21 protein-coding genes are annotated in these 25,142 nt (G+C 54.7%); 11 read left to right on the plus strand and 10 right to left on the minus strand.

All coding sequences use genetic code 11. The features are described 5' to 3' along the window. Positions 1 to 66 precede the first annotated feature (66 nt). From queF to MFFC18_RS23515, 3 genes are all read left to right on the plus strand, one after another. Positions 67 to 426 (plus strand): preQ(1) synthase, encoded by a 360-nt coding sequence (gene queF / locus MFFC18_RS23505; protein ID WP_075082715.1) that lies wholly within the window; start codon positions 67 to 69, stop codon positions 424 to 426. A gap of 88 nt (positions 427 to 514) precedes the next feature. Next, complete coding sequence (locus MFFC18_RS23510) at positions 515 to 1,525, plus strand: sugar phosphate isomerase/epimerase family protein (protein WP_075082714.1); 1,011 nt, start codon at positions 515 to 517, stop codon at positions 1,523 to 1,525. A 137-nt stretch (positions 1,526 to 1,662) separates the two neighbouring features. Continuing rightward, positions 1,663 to 3,690 carry a hypothetical protein gene (locus MFFC18_RS23515; RefSeq protein WP_075082713.1) on the plus strand — a complete coding sequence of 676 codons (2,028 nt, stop codon included), beginning with the start codon at positions 1,663 to 1,665 and terminating at the stop codon, positions 3,688 to 3,690. Here the strand turns inward: MFFC18_RS23515 and MFFC18_RS23520 are convergent. From MFFC18_RS23520 to MFFC18_RS23535, 4 genes are all read right to left on the minus strand, one after another. Next, positions 3,687 to 3,953: a hypothetical protein gene (locus MFFC18_RS23520; RefSeq protein ID WP_075082712.1), complete on the minus strand. Its 267-nt coding sequence runs from the start codon at positions 3,951 to 3,953 to the stop codon at positions 3,687 to 3,689. The genes MFFC18_RS23515 and MFFC18_RS23520 overlap by 4 nt on opposite strands. Before the next feature lie 164 nt (positions 3,954 to 4,117). Next, positions 4,118 to 5,116 carry a CNNM domain-containing protein gene (locus tag MFFC18_RS23525; protein WP_084416841.1) on the minus strand — a complete coding sequence of 333 codons (999 nt, stop codon included), beginning with the start codon at positions 5,114 to 5,116 and terminating at the stop codon, positions 4,118 to 4,120. Then, positions 5,113 to 6,381, minus strand: coding sequence for a CNNM domain-containing protein (locus MFFC18_RS23530; protein ID WP_075082711.1), 1,269 nt, complete (start codon positions 6,379 to 6,381; stop codon positions 5,113 to 5,115). The genes MFFC18_RS23525 and MFFC18_RS23530 overlap by 4 nt, the downstream gene beginning before the upstream one ends. Beyond that, positions 6,374 to 8,242: a hypothetical protein gene (locus MFFC18_RS23535; RefSeq protein ID WP_075082710.1), complete on the minus strand. Its 1,869-nt coding sequence runs from the start codon at positions 8,240 to 8,242 to the stop codon at positions 6,374 to 6,376. Before MFFC18_RS23535 ends, MFFC18_RS23530 begins: the two co-directional genes overlap by 8 nt. 239 nt (positions 8,243 to 8,481) lie before the next feature. Here MFFC18_RS23535 and MFFC18_RS23540 point away from each other — a divergent pair, with 239 nt between their 5' ends. The 6 genes from MFFC18_RS23540 to MFFC18_RS23565 all read left to right on the plus strand — a co-directional run bounded on the left by MFFC18_RS23540 (position 8,482) and on the right by MFFC18_RS23565 (position 14,271). Continuing rightward, the gene (locus MFFC18_RS23540) at positions 8,482 to 8,997 is read left to right on the plus strand and encodes an RNA polymerase sigma factor (protein ID WP_075082709.1); all 516 of its coding nucleotides are present in this window, start codon (positions 8,482 to 8,484) and stop codon (positions 8,995 to 8,997) included. Between the two features lie 46 nt (positions 8,998 to 9,043). After that, on the plus strand, positions 9,044 to 9,529 hold the full coding sequence (locus tag MFFC18_RS23545) for a hypothetical protein (protein ID WP_148619087.1): 486 nt from the start codon (positions 9,044 to 9,046) through the stop codon (positions 9,527 to 9,529). 26 nt (positions 9,530 to 9,555) lie between these two features. After that, positions 9,556 to 10,140 carry a hypothetical protein gene (locus MFFC18_RS23550; protein WP_075082707.1) on the plus strand — a complete coding sequence of 195 codons (585 nt, stop codon included), beginning with the start codon at positions 9,556 to 9,558 and terminating at the stop codon, positions 10,138 to 10,140. Positions 10,141 to 10,250: 110 nt separating this feature from the next. Then, a complete protein-coding gene (locus MFFC18_RS23555) occupies positions 10,251 to 11,009 on the plus strand; it encodes an exodeoxyribonuclease III (RefSeq protein WP_075082807.1) in 759 nt (252 codons plus the stop codon). Between the two features lie 285 nt (positions 11,010 to 11,294). Next, on the plus strand, positions 11,295 to 12,851 hold the full coding sequence (locus MFFC18_RS23560) for a YcjF family protein (protein ID WP_075082706.1): 1,557 nt from the start codon (positions 11,295 to 11,297) through the stop codon (positions 12,849 to 12,851). Positions 12,852 to 12,900: 49 nt separating this feature from the next. Then, on the plus strand, positions 12,901 to 14,271 hold the full coding sequence (locus MFFC18_RS23565) for a YcjF family protein (protein WP_075082705.1): 1,371 nt from the start codon (positions 12,901 to 12,903) through the stop codon (positions 14,269 to 14,271). Between the two features lie 90 nt (positions 14,272 to 14,361). On the opposite strand, the gene MFFC18_RS23570 is transcribed toward MFFC18_RS23565, so the two are convergent. The 6 genes from MFFC18_RS23570 to epsC form a co-directional block, all read right to left on the minus strand. After that, the gene (locus MFFC18_RS23570) at positions 14,362 to 17,718 is read right to left on the minus strand and encodes an efflux RND transporter permease subunit (RefSeq protein ID WP_238381178.1); all 3,357 of its coding nucleotides are present in this window, start codon (positions 17,716 to 17,718) and stop codon (positions 14,362 to 14,364) included. Next, complete coding sequence (locus MFFC18_RS23575) at positions 17,715 to 18,815, minus strand: efflux RND transporter periplasmic adaptor subunit (protein WP_075082703.1); 1,101 nt, start codon at positions 18,813 to 18,815, stop codon at positions 17,715 to 17,717. The genes MFFC18_RS23570 and MFFC18_RS23575 overlap by 4 nt, the downstream gene beginning before the upstream one ends. Continuing rightward, the gene (gene trxA, locus MFFC18_RS23580; protein ID WP_075082702.1) at positions 18,815 to 19,159 is read right to left on the minus strand and encodes a thioredoxin; all 345 of its coding nucleotides are present in this window, start codon (positions 19,157 to 19,159) and stop codon (positions 18,815 to 18,817) included. Before trxA ends, MFFC18_RS23575 begins: the two co-directional genes overlap by 1 nt. Before the next feature lie 63 nt (positions 19,160 to 19,222). After that, the gene (locus tag MFFC18_RS23585; protein WP_075082701.1) at positions 19,223 to 19,579 is read right to left on the minus strand and encodes a thioredoxin family protein; all 357 of its coding nucleotides are present in this window, start codon (positions 19,577 to 19,579) and stop codon (positions 19,223 to 19,225) included. A gap of 668 nt (positions 19,580 to 20,247) precedes the next feature. After that, entirely contained in the window at positions 20,248 to 21,915 is a 1,668-nt protein-coding gene (locus MFFC18_RS23590) for a multiheme c-type cytochrome (protein ID WP_157665052.1), read from the minus strand. Positions 21,916 to 22,092: 177 nt separating this feature from the next. Then, entirely contained in the window at positions 22,093 to 23,118 is a 1,026-nt protein-coding gene (epsC, locus tag MFFC18_RS23595) for a serine O-acetyltransferase EpsC (protein ID WP_075082806.1), read from the minus strand. Positions 23,119 to 23,578: 460 nt separating this feature from the next. On the opposite strand from epsC, the gene MFFC18_RS23600 reads away from it, so the two are divergent. Then, complete coding sequence (locus MFFC18_RS23600) at positions 23,579 to 24,829, plus strand: permease (protein ID WP_075082698.1); 1,251 nt, start codon at positions 23,579 to 23,581, stop codon at positions 24,827 to 24,829. Then, the gene (locus MFFC18_RS23605; protein WP_075082697.1) at positions 24,819 to 25,040 is read left to right on the plus strand and encodes a SlyX family protein; all 222 of its coding nucleotides are present in this window, start codon (positions 24,819 to 24,821) and stop codon (positions 25,038 to 25,040) included. The genes MFFC18_RS23600 and MFFC18_RS23605 overlap by 11 nt, the downstream gene beginning before the upstream one ends. Positions 25,041 to 25,142: the final 102 nt, after the last annotated feature.

Here is a 25,142-nt window from a genome sequence, read left to right on the forward strand (position 1 = left end):
CCTCGCTTACGCTTCGGGTTATGATTTCCCGCTTACTGTCTAATCTGCTTCAATTCAATACAGACCATGTCCAAGAACTTTCATGAGATGCTCGATCCGATCGAGAACCCTGCTCCCGGCCGCGACTACACGATCGAAATCGTCTGCCCGGAGTTCACTTCTGTTTGTCCCAAAACTGGCCAGCCCGATTTTGGCGAACTGACTTTTGAGTATGTTCCAGATGCCTTGATCGTTGAATTGAAGAGCCTGAAAATGTACCTGCAACAGTTTCGCAATGAAGGCATCTTTTACGAAAACGTCACGAATTCGATTTTCGACGACTTCGTGAACGTCGTGCAGCCGAAAACGGCGAAGCTGACCGCCCGCTTTACGCCTCGCGGCGGCATCCGGTCCATCATCACGGCAGAGTATTCGAAAGAAGCTTGATCGTCGCGACAGATTCTTTCCGTCACAGATAGCAGACAAACAGTGCGTCGGCTGAAAGCCGTCCCGTCAACGAACTCAGGTAACCTCAATGACTCAACCACAAATCGTCCTCAGCGGCTTCGGCGACGAATCAGCCAACGATCGCACCATGGACCAACAGTTCTCTGCCATGTCAGCGATTGGACTGCGCTACATGTCGATCCGTTTCATCGACGCTGGCAACGGCATCAAGAACGTGATGTCGCTTGACGACGCCGAAATCGCAACCGTCAAACAGAAACTTGACGAGTACGGATTGAAGATCGCCACGCTCGGTTCACCGATCGGAAAAGCGAAACTTTGCGATGTCGATGATGGCAACGGAGCCCCCTACAAGCCCTTCGATGCCTATCTGGAAGAGGACGTGAATCGAGCTTGTGATCTGGCCGAAGCGTTCGAGACCAAGCTGCTTCGCGGGTTCAGTTTCTATCACCCCAAAGGATCGAATCTGGAAGACCATTACGCTCAGGCCGTCGATCACGTCGGGAAAATTGCGGACGTTTGCAAATCGCGCGGGCTGATCTTTGGTTTGGAAGTCGAAGCCAATCTGATCGGACAGAACGGATCCGTTTTGGCCCGGATGCACGAAGCGATCAACAACGATGCATTGGTGACGATTTTTGATGGCGCTAACATCGTGATGCAGGGCTACACGGCGGATCAGGTTTACGATCAGTACGTTGAAATGAAGCCGGGGCTTGGCTGGATCCACGTCAAGGACTTTGCCAACCCAACGCCCGGCCAACTGATTGAACACGTTGACGAAGAAACGCTGAAGCAATTCGTGCCAGCCGACATTGGCGATTCGGGCCACTTGCGGATCATGAAGGACCTTGCCGAATTCATGCCGACGCTTCACGATCGAATGACCGCCCTTGGTGCTCCCGGTGTTTTCGCCGACATGGAACCGCACGTTCGCGGCGGTGGACAATTCGGCGGTTTCAGCGGTCCCGACGGGATGGGTGTGGCGCTGCGAGCATTCTGCAAAGTCTGTGACGAGGCGGGCGTCGGCTATCACTTGCGTGACTTTGAAGATCTGAAAGTCGATCGCGGCTATTAGGTTAGCGTTGGTTGCAGTTGAGGCTTCTGGCCGTCCGAGGTTTTCCCAGCTAGCAATTTCCGCATCTCTAGAGCTTTCTGGCGCCGATTCGTCTACAGTCCCGACCGAAAACTTCAGGGACACATTGGCACAGAAATTTGCAGCCGGATTCAGAAAACCCGGACAAGCTGGTCGTCGTCGTTCACGGTGTGGGAGATCCGCAACCGGGTGAGACGCTGAGTCTCTTTACGCGCTCGATTGCCGAAGAAGATCGGCCGCTCTACGAAGCTCAACAGACGTTGTGGCTGAACGAGAAACCCGATCTGTGCGAAACGGTGACTCAGGTGAAGACCTTTCCGGCTCACGTTCGACGTCTGAACTTCGACACAGGTTCGATTGAGCTGGTGGAAGCGTTTTGGGGAGACCTTTCCCAAGTGCGACGCGGCCCGATCGGAGTCATCTGCGGGATGTTCCAGATTCTGTTTGGATTGAGATACGTGGCCTATGTTGCTGCCGATCAGCCCGGACTCGCGGCTCACTGGCTGAAGAAACTGGGGCTGATCAGCTCACGGATTCTGCACGGCCCGGTGATGGCTGTGGCTTTTTATCTGATGATTCTCACCCTGGCGGTTGTTGGAACACAAGTCATGTGGCCGCAGTCGTATACCGGGATGCTGTGGACTCAGGTCGTCCTTTCGTGCTGCGCCGCGGTTGCATTTTTGGCCTCTCAGGTAGGAGGCAAAATCACACGCAGCCGCGTCATCAAACGATTCTGGTTCTGGGTAAACATTACGACTGCGTTCGTCACCGGGCTGATGACGATCAAGCACATGATGATCGACTGGCACTCGACGGTCGCACAATATTCCGGCGCCCAGCTCCCCGGATTAATTTGGTACTGCCGTGTGCTTGTGGTGTTGCTGGGGCTGTTGTGGTTCGTGGAAACGCTGGTCGTCCTTGGTATGTTTGGCTGCTGGATCGTGGCCCGGTTCCATCCACGGGCGAATCGAGCCGCGCTCAACGTTGCGTTTCTGCTACCTGCCCTGGCGGTTGGCATTTGGGGTCAGTGCATGCCGCTGTTGTGGGTTTCAGCAAAAGAAGGAATCGTCAAACTGGTCGAACTGAAAAAGTTCGAAAAGCTTTTTGATGAAGCCATTCCGATGCTGGGAGTCCAGTTCATGATGGCGCTTGCGATGACCGCGATGACGGTAGGCCTGCTGGTTCAGTATTTGCGAAAACGTGCCGTGATCAACTGCGACACGTGGAGTCAGGGCGATCGCGTTCCGAGGCTGCTGGTTCATCCGGCGTTGCAAATGACGCTGGGAATCTGCACGATCATCGGTGTCTCATTGGTGATGTGGATTTCGATCGTCGAAAACAGCGGCTCTTCGTGGGAGTCTGATCGATTGAGCAATCTGATGGGCATGGCGAACAAGTACGCAATTGCTGTACTGATGCCCCTGGGCGGTATCGTCCTGTTTCTGCTGCCGAAGATGCGAGGCGTTTTTGACATCATTCTGGATGTTGTGAATCACTTTTACTTCCGGGCGACGCAGATCAAGGACGCGCTCGATGACGACGACGAGTTCGACATTCGCGAATCGACGTTCGAAGCCGGTACGCTTTACTTCTCGCGGCGCGACCAGATCCTGAAACGGATCAAAAGAATCCTGGCCCATTACCGTGACCAGTACGACCATCGACCGGATTTGGTGATGGTGGCGCACAGCCAGGGAACGGTCGATGTCATTGAGACGTTGAACGATCCGGAAATGGACTGGTTGCGAAACAGCTTTGGCAAGATCACGCTGGTGACGATGGGTTCACCGGTGACGCATCTGTACCAGCACTACTTCGGCCACTTCTACCCTCGCTTCACGGATCGATTCTGGAGCACGTTGCACCAGAACGTTGATCGCTGGGTGAACGTTTTTCGAGTGGATGACTTTGTCGGCCTGGACATCGACTTTGGCCACCTGCCGCAGACTCATCAGAAGTGCATCGAGATGGAAAGCGAGACAGGCCCGAATCAGTGCCAGCTTCACTTTGCACACTGCTCGAACCATCCGGTTGGAGCACGAGGACACGTAAAGTACTGGGCAGATATCGAAGTCCTCGAAATCCTGAAAGCCGAATTGGATATCGGCGTCGCCAATAGCGAGCAGTCGGCCTCGAAAGCCGCCTAGCGTTCGCGCTTCTCATAGCCCAACGAGCAAATGACTGACAGCAGTTCTTCGTAAGTCACGAATCGTCGGTGGTTTTCCAACTTGTACTGATCGACAGCGCGGCCAAGCTCAGCGGCGTCCATGGACAGGTCATTGTGCCCATCAGAAAACTGTCGCCGTTCCAGCCCTGTGCTCTTGCGCTGGCGACTTGGATCGCGACGATCGACAAAGCCAGCAAGTTGATCGGTTGACGATTGGGATTGAGGGAATTCTTGGGTCGTCATTTTGTGCAGCCAGAGAAAAAAGGAGAGAAGATATCTACACTACCTTTCTTTGTTCGGCCAACGCGTTCTGGTCGTCACAGCCCGTTCATGGGCGGTCGGAAAAGTGCTGCAAATGTTTTCCGTTTGGTCGGGTCGTAGCAGATATACACCGCGACAATCGGACATTAGCGCCGTAGGGAACCAAGCTTTCCCTGCAGCAATGGATCGGTTAATTGGTCGATCGACAGCAGACCGATCGGCTTACCAGACCGATTGACGACCAGTGCCAGCGTTTGGCGGCCGGCCTGCATTTGCATCAAAGCCTCTGCAACCAGTTCTGTCCCCTGAATCTTCGTAAGCGGCAGGATATCGCCGATCGATTCTTTGGATGCGGCATCATCATCGACATCCCGCAACAGAACGTCGATCGTTCGGACGTACCCGATTACTTTTGTCGATCGACTCTCAACCACCGGCAGGTCCGGAAGCTGCTTTCGAACCGCGAGCTTTCGCGCGTCTGCCAGCGTGGCTGTTTCTTTTAGCACATTCGCTCTTCCGATCGGCGTGCAAACCTGGCTGACGGGCGTCGACGCAACCGATGCAAAGTTTTGGCTGAGCAACCGTTGGGAAGGTTGCAGGATTCCGACCTCCTGACCTTCTTCGAACAGCTGACCCAGCTCTTTGCGAGCCAGCGTCAATCGCACTCGATCAGGCGACTGACCCAGCGATTTTTCCAGCACGCGACTCAGCGCCCACAGGATCGCCACGGCCGGCGCGAACAGAGCAGAGAAGATCAACAGCAACGGACCGGCAAGCTTCAACAAGCGGTTCGGTGCCTGGAAGAAAAGATTCTTTGGCAACAGCTCGCCATAGACGAACAACAATGGAGACATCAAAACAGGAGCCACCATTTCGAGAACGCCCGACGACGACACGCTGCGAGTCAGCAACACCATTGCCAAACTGGTCAGGTAGTTGGCGACGTTGTTTCCGATCAGTGTCGTGGCCACGAACAGCGACGGATTGTTGATCAACCACAACAGGCTTCTGGAAATCCGGTCGCCATCGAGGCTCGACAGCACCAAACGGAATCGACTGACGCGATAGAATCCCGTTTCGGTTCCGCTGAAAAATGCGCTCAGAAACACGCCCAGCAACAGCAAAAGTATCGAGAGCACGATCATGCATCGTCCTCCGTCGTCGGCCGCAACCTGAGTTCAATCAGCAACCCGGACGGCGAATCCAAATCGATGACTTTCAGGTCAAACGGCCCCCACTGACACTCGTCGTCGGTCTCGCAAAGTTTCTGCAGCACTCCCTGCATTACGCCGCCGATCGTCACGTTGTCCGTTTCAGGAAGCTCGACTTGCAGCTGCTTTCCCAGCCGTCGCAGATTCATCATTCCAGCCACATGCCAGATCGAGTCATCAATTTTCGTGATCGGTTCTACATCGAGCAAACGCCGAGCCCGGCTGAGCGAATCCTGAAACACGGTTTCCAGAATGTCTTCGATCGTGAGGACACCAATCGTGTCTCCGTATTCGTTGACCACGACGGTGACTTCGCGATGCCGCTGCGACATAAGCTCAAAGGCTTCGGAAACGGTCGCGCACCACGGGAGATACTGAACGGGTTCGGCGAAGCGTTCGATTTCTTCGTCCGCGAGTTCGTATTGGTTGTCCAGGCGAATCGCATGAGAAACTTCCAGGGAATCGGGTTCCGAAACCAGCAAGTAACCGCTGGCTGGCAGTCCGTGTTTGACCAAATCCATTCGGCTCACCGGCGGTTGAAATGTCACGAACTGGGTTCGCGGACGCATCCACTCATCGACGCGGATCGAAGACAGGGCCACGATGTTTCGCATCACCGTTTGTTCCTGCTTGATCAGGTCCGCGTTGTCAGCCGTGTGCTCGATGGCTTTCTCAAGGTCCGCGACTTCCATGTAGGATTCGGGTTCGAACCCCGGCCAGAAGATTCTGCGCGAAATCAGATTGACCGAACGCAACAGTGGCATGATCGGATCGACAGCTCGGACCGCGAATGAAAGCGGAATGCTGAACGCGCTGGCCAGCCAACGGGGACGCAGAACCGCTACGTTCTTGGGCAGCATTTCGCTGAAGAAGATGATGGCCAGCAGCGACAGAATCGCAAACAGCACCGACGCACTTCGAGACTCGTTGGCTTCCAGGCGAATCACGATGATGGAGCTGATCGCAAAGTAAGCGATGTTGATGACCAGATTCCAGAACAGAATCGCCGACAGCAACCGCTCTGGCCGCTGCGAAAGCTTGAAAGCCATCTGCTCGCCAGCCGTTCCGTTCCGCATTTTTTCGCGAATTCGCGGACGAAGATAGAACAGGGCCGCTTCGCTGGCGGAGAAAAATCCGGAACCTGCCATCAGCAGGAGCATCGCAATCAACCACGGAAGCAGTTCCAGCAGATTAGCCATCCCCGGTCGCCCTGGCTCGTCCTGTCGAGACCAGCCATTCATTGAGTCGCGGCAGCATCATGGCAAACGTCGTGAAGCCATACGCCAGAACGATCACAATCAATACCGCGAGGTAGCTTTTAAGCACCGCGCCGGTAAACGAATAGAACATTGCCAACGGCAACAAACCCGACGCGATCGCAATCGCCTTTGACGGCATGTTGTAACCCAACGTCACGAACAATCCGATCGCTCCTCCAATCAGGAACGCGAGGAAAGGCGCCAATTGGCCCTCGACGTTTCCGGTGAACGAAATCATCATCAGGATTGTCGTCACGACACCAAGCGACAGAAAGAACACGGTTCCCAGACTGGCACCGATCCCCTGACGGCTACTGTCATAGCTCATGCCGCAGTGGATCCCCAGCATCACCACGAAAACCTGGAGGGTTAAAAATCCGAGCGTCATAAAGACCAGATTCTCGGTCGTCACCAAGCCGTGAAACCACAAATAGCCGGCCAACAGAATCGGCAGCAAAATCATGTCCGCCGAAATCGCCAGCACGCCGAACAGTTTTCCAAACAGAAACTCTTTCGGTGAAATGTCTGTTACACGAAGCAGGTCCAGGCTGCGACCGTCACGCTCGTTGGTGATCGAAGTCACTGCCAGGGCGTTCACCATCACCAAACTCAGCAACATGAACGGCATCAAAGGCTTGACCGTCATTGGAATCGAAGTTCCCGCATCGGCGACGACTTTAAAAGCTTCTCCCGAAGAAACCATCGAGTAGAGCGCGAACAGAACGCAGGCCGCCAACACCCAGAAAACGCCGCGAATGAACAGAATCTTTTTGCCGTAAGCCCAGGTTCTGACTTCCCGCCACAGCACCGGATTGTCCCAGACGGTACGGGTCGCGGTGTTGGCATCACGCTGACGTGCATCGACGTGGCCCGTGCGAAATTTCTCCGAATCGCGAACGGCCTTTTTACCTGTATCGGCAGCACCAGCCTGGCCGGCCTCATCAACCAGCTTGCCGGTGTACATGTCGACTTTGACATCATCGTCGGAGCTTTTCTGTCCAACACGAACGTCGCGCGAAGGATTCCAACGGCGAACTTTCCAGATCGCGACCGCGGAGAGCAGAATCGACATCCCGGAAGCGATGGATAAAAACGGAATGACTTTCGCCAGCCATGTCGACGTCACCGTGGGGTGGCTGGCATGGATGACTGCTCGAAACGGATTGGCGGCTTCCGCGATCTGCAACCCCGAGTACCCGCCGATCGTGATGCCGGACAGAGCCAATGCTTCTGCTGTCCCGATCCAGAACACAATCGCCATCGCGACCAACGCCAAAGTTTGAAATGTCTTTTCTCGCCACAACGCGACGATGGCTCCCAGACTACCGGCCGCCAATGCGGTCAGCGCCGTGACGGCGAAAGTCCAGCCGACTTGTGTGAACGACGTGCCGCCAAAGAGCACGATCAGCATAAAGATCGGCAGGCTGGTCAGTAGCAGCGCGGCGATGTACAGCAAACTTGAGAACAACTTTCCCAACACAAGTTCGCTGTTGGTCATGCGGCTCATCAACAGCAGAATCAGTGTTTCCTTGTCTTTCTCGATCGCGATATTGCTGGCAGCCTGAATCGCGGCCAGAAACATCAGCAGCGCCAATTGCAGCGGCGCGAGGATCTGGAACATGATCGATCCAAATCGCGCCATATCGCCAACGTTCTGGATATCCTGAGTATTCGTCAGCAACAGCCAAGCCGTGCAGATCAGGACCAGCAGCGAGATTCCGTAGATCGTGCGAACGATAAAATGGCGAGGCCGTCGCGGTGCAACGACAGCTTCACGGGAAAAAATGGGTCCGATGAACAACCGCTGGATTCCTTGGAGACTGTAGAATGGAAGGGACGACGCACAATATAAACCATCGTCGCGATTTGGCCTGCCCTGAGGATAACTTTGGGCTAAAACCCGTGAAAATCCCGTCGATTGTGGGAATCGCGGTTTCATTCAATAAAAGTATCATAGCGCGCATCGAATCTGTGTCCTACGCGTAACCGGACGACAGGTTCAGGCTCGGCTTCAGAATTTGGACTTCGGCAACGACGTTAATGGACGCCACAAAACCCAATCAAATCGACATTGAGGCCGCCTACGAGCAGCACTCGGAATCGCTGCGTTGGTTTTTGGCTGGGGTGCTGCGGAATGAGACGCTGGTTGCGGATGCCCATCAGGCGACGTTTCTGAAGTTGATGCAACGCGGCGACAAACTGCGAAACGAGGCTTCGCTGAAGTCCTGGCTTTTCCAGGTTGCCTTCAATGAAGCGATGCTGGTGAAACGGAAAAGCCAAATGGCTCGCAAGCACAGCCTCAAGGTTGCGTGGCGAGTGGAAGCACTTCGTGACGGCGAAGGGTCCCCCGAAGAGCCTGCGTTGCGGGGCGAAGAAGTTGAGCAGGTCCGTACTGCTATCGAAGCACTGTCGTCCGACCAACAGTTGGTCGTTCGGAAAAGAATTTACGAAGGTTTGAAATTTCGCGAGATCGCCGAAGAGCTGGACGTGCCGCTGGGTACGATACTGGCCCGGATGCAAGCGGCTCTCAAGAAGCTGAGGCCTTTTTTTGAATAACGTCGCGACACCAAAAGCGGTCGCAATTTTGGATATCGAACCTGCCATGAACAACCATCCAAATCATGATGAACAGAGCTGGGATGTCTTTCGCTACGTCAGCTGTGAAATGTCGCCCGGCGAAGAAACGTATTTTGAGCAGTTGCTTGCCGAAGACCAGAACCTTCGCGAAGAAGTCGCCAACATGGTTTTGACGATGGCCAGGGCTGACAAAGCCCATTTGGCTGTCAGATCGATTCCAGCCACTGCAAACGCCCGCGGGAACAGGCTGCGAGTTCGTCGCCTGATTGTTTCGGCCGCTGCACTGGCTCTGCTTGCGACCTTGGCGATCACGTTGACGCAGCAACCGGATAAGGCTCGATCGAATGCAGAATCCGTAGCGGCGGCCTGGGCCGAATCGATCAACGAAGAGGAGTTCGAACTGCCCGAACTGGAAGATGACTTTGAATTTGCATCGTTCGAGTTCGAAGGCGATGACGATTGGATCGTCGATGTCGTTACCGCTGCCAATGAAGAGTCTTCCATTAACTAGCCGTCCCTTCCACGACTTCCAAAATCATGAATCCTTCCAAGTTTGCGTTTAGTTGCTTGCTGGCCTTTTGTTTGACGATGCCGCTGTTTGGTCAGAACCAGACGTCGCCGGATAAAAAAACTGAAACGCAAAAGGTAAAATTCGACCTCAAGAAGCGTCGGATTGAGCAGCTTTACGCCTTCATGGACGAAAACCACCCGGAGCTAAAGCAGCTTCTACTGACGCTTGAAGACAAGAAAAAGTGGCAGTACAAGCAAGCAATGATGGGGCTCGACCGGGCAGTGAAGAAGCTCGAGAACATCAAGCAACGCAGTCCCAAGCGTTACGAAATGGGATTGAAGCAGTGGAATATTGAGTCTCGAATCACGATGGCTGCCGCTCAGGTGAAACTGAAGGATAACGAAAAGAACCGCGACAAGCTGAAGTCACTGGTGACTCAGTTGGTGGATTTTCATCTGGAACGGATGAAGAGTGACAAGGAGCAAGTCATCAGCCGCCTCAAGCAGCTTGAAAAACGGATCGCGGACGCGGAATCCAATCGCGAAGAGGCAATCGAGAAGCGAGTCAAATCGGCAACCCGGCGCAGCAAAAAAGCCAAAAAGTCCCAATAGGCCACGACCAGCATCTCCAACCATTCAGCCCGTTGCGTTCACAGGCTGGAAGCCGATGCCATCTCTGGCTTATGATTGACGGTTTGCTCTCGTCAAATATTCAGACCGCCATGAAACTTGTCTCCTGGAACGTCAACGGCATCCGCGCCTGCATCAAGAAAGGATTCCGCGAGTTTGTCGAATCCGAACAACCGGACTTTCTCTGTCTGCAGGAAACCAAAGCTCACGAAGAGCAACTGGATCTCGAATGGGTTCACGATCTTGGCTACCACACTTCCTTCAACGACGCTGTCAAAAAGGGCTATAGCGGAACGGCGATCTGGAGCAAAATCAAACCCAAGAAAGTTGTGCTCGGACTTGGTATCGAAGAGCACGATCAGGAAGGCCGCGTCGTTACTGCGTCCTACGATGACTTTCATCTCGTGACGGTCTATACGCCGAACGCGCAACGCGGGTTGAAGCGAATCGACTATCGCATGGAGTGGGACGAAGCGTTTCTGGCGTACGTCAAGAAACTCAACCGCCGCAAGCCGGTCATCTTTTGCGGCGACATCAATTGCGCTCACAAAGAGATCGATCTTGCGAACCCGAAAGCCAACAAAAAGAACGCGGGTTTTTCAGAACAGGAACGTGCCGGCGTCGACCGAATCGCAGAGTCGGGCTTTCTGGATTCGTTTCGCCAGTTCGACGACGGCCCGGGGAATTATTCCTGGTGGACCATGCGAACCAATGCCCGCGAGCGAAACATCGGCTGGCGGCTGGATTACTTTTGGGTCGCCAGCAAGTTTTGGGACCGCGTCGAATCGGCTGCAATCCGGACTGACATTTTTGGCTCCGACCATTGCCCCGTCGAACTGGAAATTTCCTAGCCAGAAGTTTTCATCAAGGAAGACACAGGCTTTCATGCTGTGGTCCGCGTCGGACTGCGCCCGTCCGATTGTGAGATCAGGACACACGCCCGAAAAACATCGGGCCAACTGTCAAAACGACCCGTCGGCCTGTCCGGTCCACCAAAAAACCAGCAATATCCTTACGCTCCGAACGAATAACAGATTCTGAGCCTGATCGGTCGGCTTGCGATTTGCCAATCCCTGTAGCGGGTCGAAAGAAGGTAAAATGACTACTGTCCTCACATTTTTCGACCCACCCATCCTATGAAGCCAGGCAAAACGTTCTCCGGACTGATGCTGATCGTCGTCGCAGCCTGCATCGGCTTTGCGCTGATTTTTCTGCCCGGCTGGATCATCGACAACTACAAAACAATCAACGCTTTCGGGGCGTGGGCTGGGGTCGCCTACCTCGTCGCCGTTGGTATCGGAGCAACACTGCTGCTCGGCAGCACCATCTGGACGGTCTGGAAATTATGGGGCGCGTCAATCGCCAAACGCCGCAAGCGCGAGCGACGTAATAGAAACCCCAGCGAACTTTCGAGCGCTCAAAAAGATTTCGAGATCGATGAGAATCTCAAACAGATCAGCGAACTGAAGGACCGAGCTGGTGATGATCCGGAGCTCGCCAAACAGCTCGATCCGCTGCTCAAGGAGATCGAATACAAACGCGAATCGCTGGAACTTGAGATCGTTGCCTTCGGCACCATCTCCAGCGGAAAATCTTCGGTGCTGAACCTGTTAGCCGGAAACGATTCCTTTGCGACCGACATCCGTGGCGGGACGACGGTGACGCGAAACGAAATCCCGTGGCCGACGAACGACAAAGTCACGCTTGTTGACACGCCCGGACTCGGTGAAGTCGACGGAGAAGACCACGTGGCGATCGCCGCGGAAGCCGCCAAAGACGCCGATCTCGTTTTGGTGGTCGTCGATGGCCCGCTGCGACAGAGCGAACATGACTTGCTGGATCAACTCGGCAGTATGGAGAAACGCGTCATCATTTGCCTGAACAAATCTGACTGGTTCAACCAGGATGATCGCGAAAAACTCATGGGTCAAATCCGGCGACAGACCGCTGACTTTGTCGAAGACGATGACGTGGTTTCGATTCAGGCTCAAATCGGCGAACGAGTTCGCAAACGAATCATGGCTGACGGGACGACGACCGAAGAGACCGTCGAAATCCCCGCCGACATCGAACCTCTGGCCAAACGAATGGTGGAGATCGTTCGCAAGGACGGCAAAGACCTGCTCATGGCGAACGTTTTACTTCAGTCCCGTGGCCTGGTTGAAAAAGCACGCGATCGCGTACAAAAGCAGGTCGACGACAAGGCTTGGGACATCGTCGAAAAGTACATGTGGGGCGCCGGTGGCGTTGCCGCGTTGAGCCCTTTTCCCGTCGTGGATCTGATCGCGGGTTCGGCGATTTCGACAAAGATGATTATGGATTTGGCCGACGTTTACAATCAGAAAGTCGACCTCGACATGGCCAGAACGTGGCTGGCCGAGATGGGCAAGAACCTTGTCGCTTTCCTGGGCGCTCAGGGCGCCGCCGTCGCGATCGCAGCGGTGACTTCTTCGCTAATCAAAACGGTTCCGTTTGCGGGAACGTTTGCTGGCGGAGTTTTGCAGGGCGCCGTTCAGGCTTTGATCACAAAGTGGATTGGCTCTGTGTTTATCGAGTATTTTCGCAACGAGATGCGAACTCCCGAAGGCGGATTGGCTGGACTGGCCCGCCGCGAATGGGAAAAAGTCATGGCCGTGGACGAGCTTCGCAAACTGGTCCAGACCGCGCGTTCGAAACTGAGCGATGAATCGTAGACGCCGCCCACCAGTCGTGACTCATTGAGTTCCCTCACCAACATACAAAATGTCAAATCCAACCGCACAATCTGAACCTTCCGTCGAGGACCCGAACTACGTGGAAGCCGTCAAGTCGGTTGAATCCACGCTGTCGAAACTTCGCGGGTGTTCGGATTCCGAACGTGAACAGCTTCAAAAAGAACTCTCTGGCCTGACCGAGATGTACGACAAGGTCACCAACGGCCGTGTCGAGATCGTGATTTTTGGTGAAATCAGCACCGGCAAGTCCGCGATGATCAACGCGCTGATCGGCAGAGCCGTCGCGGAAGTCGACATTCAGGGTGGCTGGACAAAAGAAGTCTGGGGCACCGAGTGGGATGGGTCGGGCTATCGAATTCCCGGCTTTCAGTCTTCCGAAATCGTGGTCGTCGACACGCCTGGCATAAACGAAGTCGGCGGTCAGGATCGAGCGGAGCTTGCGGAAACGACGGCTCGCCGAGCGGACCTGATTCTGTTTGTCACCGATTCGGATTTGAACGAAACGGAGTACGCAGCCCTGGTTGAACTGGCCGCAGTGCAGAAGCCCATGATTCTGGTCTTCAACAAGTGCGACCTGTACAACGACGAAGACCTCGCCAAGGTCACCGATCTGTTGAAAGGCCGTTTGGAAGGACTGATTCCCGCTGAGCATTTCGTTCGCACGTCGGCAGATCCGCGAGAAATCGAATACGTCATCGAGAAAGAAGACGGCAGCACCGAATCGGAATGGCGCAAGCCGGAACCGGACGTTGGCGAGCTGAAATCGCTGATCCTGACAACGCTGGAGAAGGAAGGACTCGGGCTGATCGCGCTCAACGCTGCAATGTATGCAGCTGACAAGTCCGACAAGATCGCGTCGATGCGAATCAAGATGCGAAATACACGAGCTGACCAGGTGATCTGGAGCATGGCGGCAACTAAAGCCGTGGTGGTCGCTGCGAATCCGCTTCCGTTTTTTGATGTTATCGGCGGCTACACGATCGATGCCTTGATGATGGTCACGCTGTCGAAAGTTTACGGCCTGGAGTTCAACATGAGCCAGGCTCGTGGGCTTTCGAAAACTCTGGCTGCCGCCGGCGGCGTCTATGCACTTGGCGAACTGGCGAACTACGGATCCAGCCTGTTCAAGGGCATGACGTTTGGACTGGGGACCGTGTTGACGATGATCCCTCAAGGTGCCGCCGCAGGATTCACCTCCTACGTCATCGGCCAGGCCGCCAAGCGGTACTTCGAACAGGGCGGATCGTGGGGAAGCGACTCTCCGAAATCCGTGGTTCAGGACATCCTCAATTCAACGGACCGGGATTCTGTTGTGAGCCATTTGAAGTCGGCGATTAGCGAGAAACTGAATCTCAATCGCCACGCCGACGACGAGAAAAAAGGCTGGTTCGGCTGGTAGGTAGCTTGCAACGCGTATTCACGGCTTTCACCGCTTTCAAACTGTGATCTGGACAGCGGACGATTTCTGGGCCTGTTTTCGATCGGATCGCTACGCTGTCAAAGTTGCTTCGCCATGTTCGGCACCGCGATACAACAGATAGTAGACCACCGGAATCACGATCAACGTGAATAATGTCGAGGTCAGAATCCCAAAGATCACTGCCCAGGCAAGCCCGGAGAAAACTGGATCCAACGTGATCACCCAGTTGCCCAACAACGTCGTACCGGCGGTTAGCAAAATCGGTCTGGTCCTCACCGCCACGCTACGAACAATCGACTCTTCCAGCGACAAACCTTCTGCTTGACCGTAGTGAATGAAGTCGACCAGCACGACCGAGTTGCGGACCACAATTCCGGCCAAAGCGATCATGCCGATCATCGCTGTTGCTGTAAAGAACACAGGATTCGCATAGCCGCCGATCAGTTCGGCACGATTCAGATTCAACACCCAAAATCCGGGCATAATTCCGATCAGAGTCAGCGGAATCGCCAGCATGATCACGATCGGCAGCAGTCGCGAACCGGTTTGAAACATCAGCAACATGAAGATCGCAAACAACGCGGCCGCGAACGCCAGCCCAAGATCGCGGAACACGTCCAGCGTAATTTTCCACTCGCCTTCCCCGTTCCACTTCACTTCATATTCATCCGCCACATTCCACTCGACACCACCTCCGGGCGAAAGCCAGGTTCTCTCTGACGTTGGCCGCGATTCTTTGTCCGAAACGCCAACCATTTCAGATCGGTCCAACTCCATGTCCATGATCGCATCGGCTGGCGGACGACCGGCGACTTCTCCGTAAACGTACATCACCTGTTTCAGGTTCTTGCGATAGATCGTTTTGTCTTCCAGCTGTTCTACAAATAGGCCCAGACCACCAAGCTGAACCAGATTCCCGGTCCGGCCCTGCACGTAGATTTCTTTCAGGTCATCAATCGCCGAACGTTTGTATCGCGGCAGGCGAAGCACGATTGGCAAAGGCGCGACTTCGTATTCGTTCCGCATCACCGCGCTGCGATCGCCACCGAGCGCCATCTGCAAAGTTCGATTGATGTCAGCAGTCGAAACTCCGGAAAGCGCTGCTTTGGGTTTGTCGGTTTCGAAGACCCAACGCACCTGATCCGATTCGGAGCTCAGATCAACGTCCACAATTCCAGGCTCTTTCGCCATTCGATCGCGGACGATTTCGGCGGAACGAATCAGCTCGGCGTAGTTTCCTTCTGCGGGCCCGTAGACTTCGGCCGTGATCGTCGACATCACCGGAGGGCCTGGCGGAACTTCGACGACTTTGACTTCGGCACCCCAGCGGTCTCCGATCTCGGTCAGCCGATCGCGGAGTCGCAACACGATTTCGTGAGACTGATGTTGGCGAACTTCCTTCGCTGCCAAATTCACGCGAATGTCCGCTTGGAACGGTTGGTTTCTAAGGAAGTAATGTCGCACCATGCCGTTGAAGTCCATCGGCGACGGTTGGCCAGATAAGATCTCATAATCGCGAACTTCGGCGACTCCGGACAGGAATGCAGCGACGTCGCGGGCGGCGTTGTCGGTCTGATCGAGCGTCGAAGATTCCGGCATGTCGATCACGATCTGGAACTCGTTTTTGTTGTCGTAGGGCAACATCTTCAGCGGCACCAGTCGCAGCGCCGGCAGGAACATGGCTCCGACCAGCAACAACAGCGTCACTCCCAATGCGGCAGCGGAAAGCACGGGGCTCTTGAGCGTCGGGCGCAAGAACTTGTCACTCAATCGATACAGGAACCCACGCGTCGGATCAAATTCTTCTTCATGGTCACCGTCAAGCATGAATCGCATCGCCACCATCGCCAACCAGGGCGTCACAAGAAACGCAACGACGGTCGACAGCGTTACCGTCAACGGCACGTTCAGCGCCATCGGACCCATGTAGGGTCCCATCATGCCGGTGATAAATGACAGCGGCAAAAAGCTGGCGATGATCGCCAGCGTCGACATAATCAACGCCGGGCGGACTTCCTGAATCGCCAACATAACACTGCGTCGCGCCGGAGCGACTCGCATGGAAAAGTAGCGGGCAATATTCTCCACGTCGGTAATGGGATCGTCGACCAACAGGCCCAACGCCAGAATCAGCGCGAACATCGTCACGCGGTTGATCGTGTAGCCGAGCCCCAGATTCACGGCCAGAGTCAGGCTGTAGCAAACCGGAATCGCGAGCGCCACCACCAGTGCGGCTCGCCAGCCGATGGTCAATCCGATCAAGCCCACGACCGTGATTACTGCGATCACGAGGCCTTCCACCAGTTCGTTGACTTTCTCGTTGGCCGTTTCGCCATAGTCGCGAGTGATTCGATGGTGAACTCCATGAGGCAACATCGCTGGCGAAAGCTCTTCCAATCGCTGCTCCACTTTTTTGGCGACGGAAACCGCGTTGCTGCCCTTGCGTTTGGCGACCGCGATGTGAACCGCGGGGAAAAGCCCGTCGGCGTCATCGGACTGTGGCAACGAACCGGAATCCGATTCAGCAGGACCGAATCCGATCCAACTGTATCCAACCGGTTCGGCTGGGCCGTCAATGATATCGGCAACATCTTTCAGATAGACCGGACGGTCTTCGACGACCTGGACGACCAGATTCTCAAGCTCGCCGACGTCACGGAAGATGGTTCCCGATTCAACGACGAAAGATTGATTCTGTTGTTCGAAATTTCCAATGCGCGAGTGCAGGTTGCTGACCTGTAGCGCGTTCGAAATCTGAATCGCCGACGTTTGCCGCGACGCCATTCGCTGCGTGTCGAGTTCGACGCGAATTTCGCGAGGCCGACCGCCAACAACCCAGACTCGATTGGTGTCGGGAATGGCCTGCAGCTCATTTTGCATCTCCTGTGCGATACGATGCAGTTCGTGGTCTCCGTACTGATCGATCGCGTCGCTCCACAACGTCACAATGACGATCGGAACGTCGTCAATTTCGACGGGCTTCACCATCCAACTGGAGACGCTCTGCGGAATCTGGTCCGCATTGGAGTCGACTTTGTTGTATAGCTTCACCAGCGAATCTTCACGATCTTCGCCGACGTAGAAACGTACCGTCACGACGGCGCTTCCGCTTTGCGACATCGAGTACACGTACTCCACGCCGTCGATTTGATACAGCAATTTCTCTAACGGCTGAGTGACCTGACGTTCGACTTCTTCCGCCGAAAGTCCGGGCGCTTCAATCATGACATCCGCCATCGGGACGATGATTTGTGGCTCTTCTTCCCGCGGCGTCAGCACCAGGGCCACGCCGCCGATGATCAGCGAAACAACCGTGAACAGGATCGCGATGTCGCCTCGGAGAAAGACGGCGACGAGTCGTGTCAGCAGTGGCAATTCTTCGTGGCCGTCGGAATCCAATAAGCCAGTTTCATTCGTAGCACTCAAGGGGAAGTTCCTTTGACGACAACTTTTTCATCCGCGTTGACGCCGCTGAGCACCTCGACGCGTCCCGGCATTCCCAGCCTGCCAGTCTTGATCAATCGTCGTTGTAGAGAGCCGTCTTCCATCACCACGTCAACAAATTCCAACTGACCGATTCGACGAATTGCATCGGTCGCGAGGCAAAGATGGCGACGGGCGCCTGCCGGAATCTGCAACCGACCGTACATGCCTTCGTAAAGATCATCATTGCGTGGCAAACTGGCTTTCACCAGAAACGAACGGCTCGCCGCATCGGCCTGAGGCACGACTTCGTCAATCGTCGCTTCGAAACTCTGGTCAATTGAATCCACATGCACGCTTAGAACCTGACCGACTTTCAGCTTAACCGCCAAACCTTCGGGAACGGGTGTTTCCAGCCGCAGTGACTGCGAATCGTAAAGCGTCAGAATGGGCTGTCCGGGTTGAGTCGTGTCGCCGGGTTCGGCATTTCGATCCACGATGCGACCGGACTTTGGCGCGACAATCCTGGAATAGGAGAGAAAGACTTCGGCTTCTTTAACGGCCTGTTGAGCCCGTCGTTCGTTGGCTGTCGCGACCTTCAAGTTTCGCTCCGACACTTCATATTCCTGTCGCGAAACCGCATCGGATCGAAATAGCCGACGGTTTCGCTCGAAGTCACTTTCGGCTTCGCCGCGTGAAGCCTGTGCGCCGGAGAGGCTTTCCCGAGCCTGGTTCAGCCGCGCGTTGAGCTCTTGCGTGTTGAGCGTCACCAGCAGATCACCCTGACTTACAAAGTCCCCTGCAGCGACATGGATTTGCTCAATCGTTGCCAGGACTTTGGAAGAAACAACGCTGCGGTTGGCGGCTTTCAACGTACCAACGGCTTCCTGAATGTAGTCTTTGGTGACTTCGTGTACGACGTCCGTGGACTGACTGCCAACGGTGCGGACGATCGGATGGGATTCGCCGGGCGGAATCTTTTCAGTAAAGACGCCCGAGATCCAGGCAATAACAAAAGTCAAACCGACCAGCCCAAGGATGATCGGAATGACCCTGAAGAGCATTTTTCCGAAGCCCGACATTCGTTTCGCGACGCTCATTACGGCGCGACCTTTCCTGAGTCAACCCATTTGGCAAGCTCGGTACGCAACGCGTCCTCTTGCGGCAATCCGGCGAACTGCCCCACATTGACGCCATTGTCCATGAAGACGACCGTGGGAAGGCCCGTCACTTTGAAGCGAGTCGAAAGTTCCGGTTCTTCGTCACTGTCGACTTTGACGAACTTGATTTTGCCTTCGAACTCTCCGGCCAAACGATCGAGGATCGGACCGAGTGCGCGGCAGGGCGGACACCACGATGCATAGAAATCGATCAGCACGGGAATGTCGCTTTGGAGGACTTCGGCTTCAAACTGTTTGCCGTCAACCTGTTTAACTTTTGACATGATAGTTCCTGACTAGAGAAGATGGGTTCCGTTGTATTTCTTGAGCCTACATCGAGGTGGTTCTTACGTGTTGCTGTTTTGCCGAACACCAACTACAGCGATCCACTTCTGCAGGCGTTCTCGGATCTCTGACTCCTGTAGCTCCCCGAGATAGAAGCCTTCATCCTTGCTGTGATCAACGAGAGCCAATGCGGGCAGCTGATGCGGATCAAAATAGTCGGCAAGCGAAGACTCCTCGCTCACGTTGACTTTGACAAACTTGATCTGCCCTTTGAATTCGTCCGCCAGTCTTTCGACGATGGCTTCCAGTTTTTCACATGGAGCGCAACAGCCCTTTCGCAATTCGACGACGACTGGAATTTCGCTGTCCAAAACTTCTGGCGCAAATCGATTGCGACTGATACTGATTACTTTTGCCATGTTTCTGGCTCCGAGGTTGATCGTGACGAGTCTTTCGTCCCGGTTTCGATGTTGTCTGAATGTTCTGAAGCGTCTGGTTTTTCAGCCGAACTCGGCTTGCATGCACCGCTCATTCAGGTCTCGATTCCGAAACGTGGAAGGATGAAGGCCTGTAACGCAATCCATGCGCCAACGATGCCCAGCATCAATAAAAAGTTGCTCATGGCTCCGGTCTCCTGGTTGGTAATTTTCATGGTTCGCCTCGCTGTGAAGCAGATTTTCGGCGACGGTTGCCGCTGTTAATATCCAATACATGTGCAATGGCCGTGCCACTACATCTAACAATCTCGATATTTGGATATATTTGAATTAAGCCGTCTTTTCCTGAGGGAAATGGAACCTACTGGCTCAAAATAGTCCGCAGTGCATTGGAAACGACCTGCCAAATCGTCGTTTCACGCACGCGGAATGAGCCAGAATCGACCACGCGCGAGCGAAGCCGCACGCCTGGTTTCGCGGTTGAGCTAGAGCTGAGCCCAAGAACGGATTCGCGTCGCAGAGCACGGCGTTCGAACTAAACAGGCTCGCATGACGCACGTTTCGAACAGATGCCTGGCACCGCGTCAAAATCGTGTCGGCTCGCAAAGGACGGCAACGGCGAGGGGCAAGACGTTGTTCACCACAAAACTTTATTCGCCGTCACCGTGCTTGATCGTTGGCCAATACTTGTCCCACCCGTCTTCGGCTTCGGCGTAGTCCGGACTGTTGTCGAGGTCATGACACTCGTAGCAAGTGCGAGCTTTGGCTTCTGCGATCGTCACGCGAACCTGAAGCCGCAACTTGTCCTGCAAGGCCTGATCCGTCGCATCGTTCTCGGCTTGCACGTGGCCTGATCCGGGACCGTGACAATTTTCGCAACCGTTGCCGTGCAGCAAAACGTCTTTCTTCAGGTCGATGTATCCCGTTTCATACGGATAGTAGTTCTGCGGATTCCAACCGGTCACGTGACAGCTGACACACTCGGGATCAAAGTGACGTTTCACCCAGGTGCGCTCTCCCGGATCGGTCAGATCTGCAGTCGCCTTGGCGTGCGGTCCGCCGTCACCATCGATACCGTCTTTCCAGATGTCGTACTCTTCGTCATGACAATCGCGGCAAGCTTGTGAGCCGACGAACTTGTAACCGCTGGGGTGGAGTCGAGGTTTAATGTCTTCGAGAGATCCACCCTGCCACAGCGCTTTCAGTTCGTTCTGGTATTCGAGGAAGACTTCTTTCACCGGTGGCGAGTCTTTGAAGCTGGCATCGAGTGCCACACGTTGATACTTGATCGCTTTGGAACCGTCTCCGCCAAAGTCGACTCCCACGACGCCGACGTACATGCCTTTGACACCGCACTGAATCATTTGAGAAACGCGTCCGTTGCCCAACGCGATGGCTTCTGGCTTGAGCGTCGGGTCTCCAGCACCGCCTGCGGTTACGACCAGATCAAACACGGGAAACCTCATCGCCAACATCTTGCAGCTCTCAGGTTCGGACTGAATCATCAGCACTTTGAAATCACAGGCTGCAAACTTTGGATTCCCAACAACAGCGGCGATCGCAGCGGCAGGCATCTCCAGGGAGAAATCTTCATTGCCACCTGAAGCCATGGCTTTCTTGACATGTTCGGCTCCAATCACCGACGCGACACCAATCGTCTTGCCGTTCTTTTCGATCACTTGAAAAGGCGTGATGGACGGGTCGCCTTCGAAGAGTTTCATGTTCGCGCTAGTGAAAGGAGTCTCTGTCCTGCCAGCTTCTTCCATCGACAACAGCATATCGACGCCGCCCGCCTTCATGTCATCCACACCCATACCGATCACGTCATAGTTCATGATCTGGGCGATCGATTTGTAGGCCGTTTTCATTTTGATCGAAGGCTGCTGACCAAAGCGGCGGATCATGTTGCCGGCATCGACGGTCACCGGATCGAAGCCTTTTGATTTGAGCAAATTCAGGCACGTATGCCGTCGCAGCAAACCGCCCTTTTGGTTCGTCAGTCCGGTGCACCCACAGGGTTCGATGTAGCCGTGAAGGCGTCCCGTGACAAACAGCGTCAAGTCAGGAATTTCCCAACCCTCGACCAGTTTGGCTGCGGCGTATGAGTCGTCGGCGCTGGCATCCGAGTCCTGCCCGCCCGGAGCTTCGGCTTGCCCCAAACCGAGAATTGAAATCGGCGATCGCAAAATGGATCCAATCAGCGATGACGGGTTCTCGCACCCGAGCACGAAAATGCAAACAGAGGCGAACAAGATCGCCGTCGCAGCGCGGAAAAATCGAAGCGGCAACGTTGCCATATTGGGTCGGACAGAGTTCATCGTTTCCTCATTGAACGGGACGATCGCAACCATAGCCGTTTCCCGATTTTCGGTAAACGGCAGCCGGAGCGGCAACGTCGATTTGAACACAGTACCGCCGCATCGGAGACGTGAAACCGAATACACGAACATCGAAACCTGCTGATGCCCATCAATGTCCAACGAATTCCGCTAGCATCAAATTTGATAGTCGATCAAACCTTCGGAGTCATCCGGTTGCTGATTCTTCATCCGCAAGCTGGGCGTCTTCATCGTAACCGTCGTGCCAGGGGAGACGCTGCGGGTGATCCACACGCTGGACCCGATGATTGAACCATCGCCGACGACTGTTCTTCCGCCAAGCACCGTCGCGTTCGCGTAGATGATGACGTTGTCTTCGAGAGTCGGATGGCGTTTGGTGCCGCGAACGAGCTCTCCGCGTTCGTCTTTGTCGAAACTGAGTGCCCCCAGGGTCACACCCTGATAGATTTTCACGTTCTTGCCGATCTCGCAAGTCTCACCAATCACGACGCCGGTTCCGTGGTCGATAAAAAAGTAGTCGCCGATCGTCGCGCCCGGATGGATGTCGATCCCCGTTTCGCTGTGCGACCACTCCGCCATCATTCGCGGCAGGAAGGGAACATCGAGCAAGTACAATTCGTGAGCCATGCGGTGGATCGTAACGGCGTTGAGTCCCGGATAGCACAGGATGACTTCATCGAAATTTCGACACGCCGGATCTCCGTCGTAGGCCGCTTGAACGTCTTTCATTAGCGACTCGCGAATCGCCGGCAACGTTTCCAGAAACTTCTGCGTGAAATGGCGACTGTGTTCGTCAAGGTTCTCAATGAGCTGTTTTGATCTTTCGATCGCGTCGGCTTCCTCGCAACCGTGTTGCTTCATCGCGATGCACGATTGGGCGTCTCGTAGAATGCAGCGACGAACCAGCTGGTACAGTGCTTCGCCGACATCCGAGACTTCGATTCGCAACCGTTCGCGGACGACTTCGCGAGAATGTTCGACCGCGCAAAAAACCGGATAGACGATCGCCTTGAGCCGCAGGATCAGATCGACAACATTGTCATAGTCCGGGACTGGAGAGGCGACGGTGGTGTCGCTGGTAAAGACGAGCGAGTCAACGATCGAGTCTGCGATCCGATTGGAAGTTTCGGTTTCAATTTTCAGTGACGTGTCGACTTCGTCACAGTGTTTCTCGGCTTGCATGTGGTTTTTCGAGTTGAGCCGCTGGGCCATTTCGCGTTGGTTTGATGAACCGACATCGTATCGTTGACCAAGGTTCGCCGTCCACCCTGACCTCGCCACCGCGAACTTTGTAGGCTTCCGCCAATCCCGCGTTTTGGCGGATAAAAACGAGCCGACGGCACGTTGAATGCTGCAGTCCAACGGCGACAAATTTGACGAGCGGACGGGACACCATCGAATTTGCGTCGGGCAGAATTAACGAGAATCGCGATGCCCATACGGAAAGCCGCGAAAGTTGCCAGCGTCTATCAGCGTCTATAAAAAGAGGCACTGTTCGCTGACCGCCGCAGTTCAATGGGCTGCTGACATTCCAAGTTCGACATTCGAACCGATCGGTGGTCTATTGCTCTTAATGAGTCGCACTGGCGATACGTGCCGCCACAAACTTTCGTTTTGACACCCTTTGTTCTGACTTCGGACCATGCCAGACTTTCCAAACCTTGCCTTTGAGTTCACGATTCGTTGCTGGGCGACGCTATGTGAACTTTCTCCCTGGCTTCTGTTCGGCATGTTCATCTCAGGAGTCCTACACGTTGCCGTTCCCAAAAACCTGGTGCGACGTCGCTTTCGAGGATTCAGTGGAGTCGTCCAATCCGTGTTGCTGGGCGTTCCCTTGCCGCTGTGTTCTTGCGGCGTCATTCCGGCAGGGATTGGATTGAAGAATGACGGAGCGAGCGACGGTGCTTCGGTCGGGTTTCTGATCAGCACGCCACAAACGGGAATCGATTCCATTCTGGTGAGTGCTTCTTTTTTCGGTTGGCCGTTTGCGATCTTTAAAATGGCGACCGCTGCCGTGACTGGCGTCGTTGGCGGCTGGTTGGCGGATGCGACTGGAGGTGATCTGGATGAAGTCGAAGCATCCGAATTGTCGATCGTGGATTCACGTGTTGGAAATTCGAAGACGGTTTGGTGGAGAGAACTTTGGTCGCATGCGATCGAAGTGCTGCAATCGATCTGGCTGTGGTTGCTGATCGGAGTCGCCATCTCCGCATTGATTGGAACGTTTGGTTTTGAACATTTGATCAAACGGGTCGGCGATGCCGGGCTGCTTCCGGCAATGCTGCTGATGTTGCTAATTTCAATTCCGCTGTACGTTTGCGCGACCGCATCGGTGCCGATTGCGGCGGCTCTGGTGCAGTCCGGATTGCCCCCAGCGGTCGCGCTGGTATTTCTGATGGCCGGTCCGGCAACCAACGTGACGACCATGGGGGCCATTCGACAACGGTTTGGCTGGCGCGTGATGGGAATTTACCTGAGCACGCTGATCGTCGGCAGTTTTCTGGCCGCATTTTTGTTCGATTGGGTTTTGGACGCGACAGTCGCTACGGGCGATGCACACGTTCATGACCACCAGAACTGGCTGTCGATCGTCAGCGCTATCGTCGTCCTGTTGTTGATCGGCCAGATCGTTGCGAAGCGTTATCTGATACCAAAACAAATCAGGAACGACTCAACCATCGAATTGTCTGTTTCCGGCATGCACTGCGGCAGTTGCGTAAGCCGCATCGAGACCGCGGTTGAAAACATGCCGAATGTAGACTCCGTCCGAGTCGACCTGGGACAAGGCATCGCAAGCGTTAACGGCGGTGCCTCGGTTGAGCAAATCGCTACGGTGATCGAAGATCTGGGTTTTAGTGTCGATCCAACGACGGGAGAAAATCATGGGCAGTGAGTCTCGCACCGATCGCGAACGCATCGTGGATTCTGAAATTGCGCTCACGCATTTGCAGGCTGACTATGAATCGCTTAACGAAGTCGTTCTTCAGCAGCAAAAGCTGATCGAGAAACTTTCGGCCAAAGTTCAGCAACTCGAATCGAAACTTGATTCCAGCTCCGATCCCGAAGTCCGCGACCCGGAGTCCGAGCGTCCTCCGCATTACTAGTACTACAGCGCTAGGTTGAATCCCAATAGCATCGTTTGATTTTGCTTACTTTGATGCCAATTCTCCGGAGTTTTTGGCGTGTTCTCTTGGTGTGTGATCGTG

The sequence above is a fragment of the Mariniblastus fucicola genome (genome assembly GCF_008087665.1).
GTDB lineage: Bacteria > Planctomycetota > Planctomycetia > Pirellulales > Pirellulaceae > Mariniblastus > Mariniblastus fucicola.

What these genes read in the sequence shown, in the direction of transcription:
- MFFC18_RS23555 (WP_075082807.1), top strand. Translation starts at nt 10,251, where the DNA reads ATGAAACTTGTCTCCTGGAACGTCAACGGCATCCGCGCCTGCATCAAG.
- MFFC18_RS23545 (WP_148619087.1), top strand. Translation starts at nt 9,044, where the DNA reads ATGAACAACCATCCAAATCATGATGAACAGAGCTGGGATGTCTTTCGC.
- MFFC18_RS23560 (WP_075082706.1), top strand. Translation starts at nt 11,295, where the DNA reads ATGAAGCCAGGCAAAACGTTCTCCGGACTGATGCTGATCGTCGTCGCA.
- epsC (WP_075082806.1), bottom strand. Translation starts at nt 23,118, where the DNA reads ATGCAAGCCGAGAAACACTGTGACGAAGTCGACACGTCACTGAAAATT.
- trxA (WP_075082702.1), bottom strand. Translation starts at nt 19,159, where the DNA reads ATGTCAAAAGTTAAACAGGTTGACGGCAAACAGTTTGAAGCCGAAGTC.
- MFFC18_RS23605 (WP_075082697.1), top strand. Translation starts at nt 24,819, where the DNA reads ATGGGCAGTGAGTCTCGCACCGATCGCGAACGCATCGTGGATTCTGAA.
- MFFC18_RS23585 (WP_075082701.1), bottom strand. Translation starts at nt 19,579, where the DNA reads ATGGCAAAAGTAATCAGTATCAGTCGCAATCGATTTGCGCCAGAAGTT.
- MFFC18_RS23590 (WP_157665052.1), bottom strand. Translation starts at nt 21,915, where the DNA reads ATGAACTCTGTCCGACCCAATATGGCAACGTTGCCGCTTCGATTTTTC.
- MFFC18_RS23510 (WP_075082714.1), top strand. Translation starts at nt 515, where the DNA reads ATGACTCAACCACAAATCGTCCTCAGCGGCTTCGGCGACGAATCAGCC.
- queF (WP_075082715.1), top strand. Translation starts at nt 67, where the DNA reads ATGTCCAAGAACTTTCATGAGATGCTCGATCCGATCGAGAACCCTGCT.
- MFFC18_RS23550 (WP_075082707.1), top strand. Translation starts at nt 9,556, where the DNA reads ATGAATCCTTCCAAGTTTGCGTTTAGTTGCTTGCTGGCCTTTTGTTTG.
- MFFC18_RS23525 (WP_084416841.1), bottom strand. Translation starts at nt 5,116, where the DNA reads ATGATCGTGCTCTCGATACTTTTGCTGTTGCTGGGCGTGTTTCTGAGC.
- MFFC18_RS23565 (WP_075082705.1), top strand. Translation starts at nt 12,901, where the DNA reads ATGTCAAATCCAACCGCACAATCTGAACCTTCCGTCGAGGACCCGAAC.
- MFFC18_RS23520 (WP_075082712.1), bottom strand. Translation starts at nt 3,953, where the DNA reads ATGACGACCCAAGAATTCCCTCAATCCCAATCGTCAACCGATCAACTT.
- MFFC18_RS23575 (WP_075082703.1), bottom strand. Translation starts at nt 18,815, where the DNA reads ATGAGCGTCGCGAAACGAATGTCGGGCTTCGGAAAAATGCTCTTCAGG.
- MFFC18_RS23530 (WP_075082711.1), bottom strand. Translation starts at nt 6,381, where the DNA reads ATGGCTAATCTGCTGGAACTGCTTCCGTGGTTGATTGCGATGCTCCTG.
- MFFC18_RS23540 (WP_075082709.1), top strand. Translation starts at nt 8,482, where the DNA reads ATGGACGCCACAAAACCCAATCAAATCGACATTGAGGCCGCCTACGAG.
- MFFC18_RS23600 (WP_075082698.1), top strand. Translation starts at nt 23,579, where the DNA reads ATGCCAGACTTTCCAAACCTTGCCTTTGAGTTCACGATTCGTTGCTGG.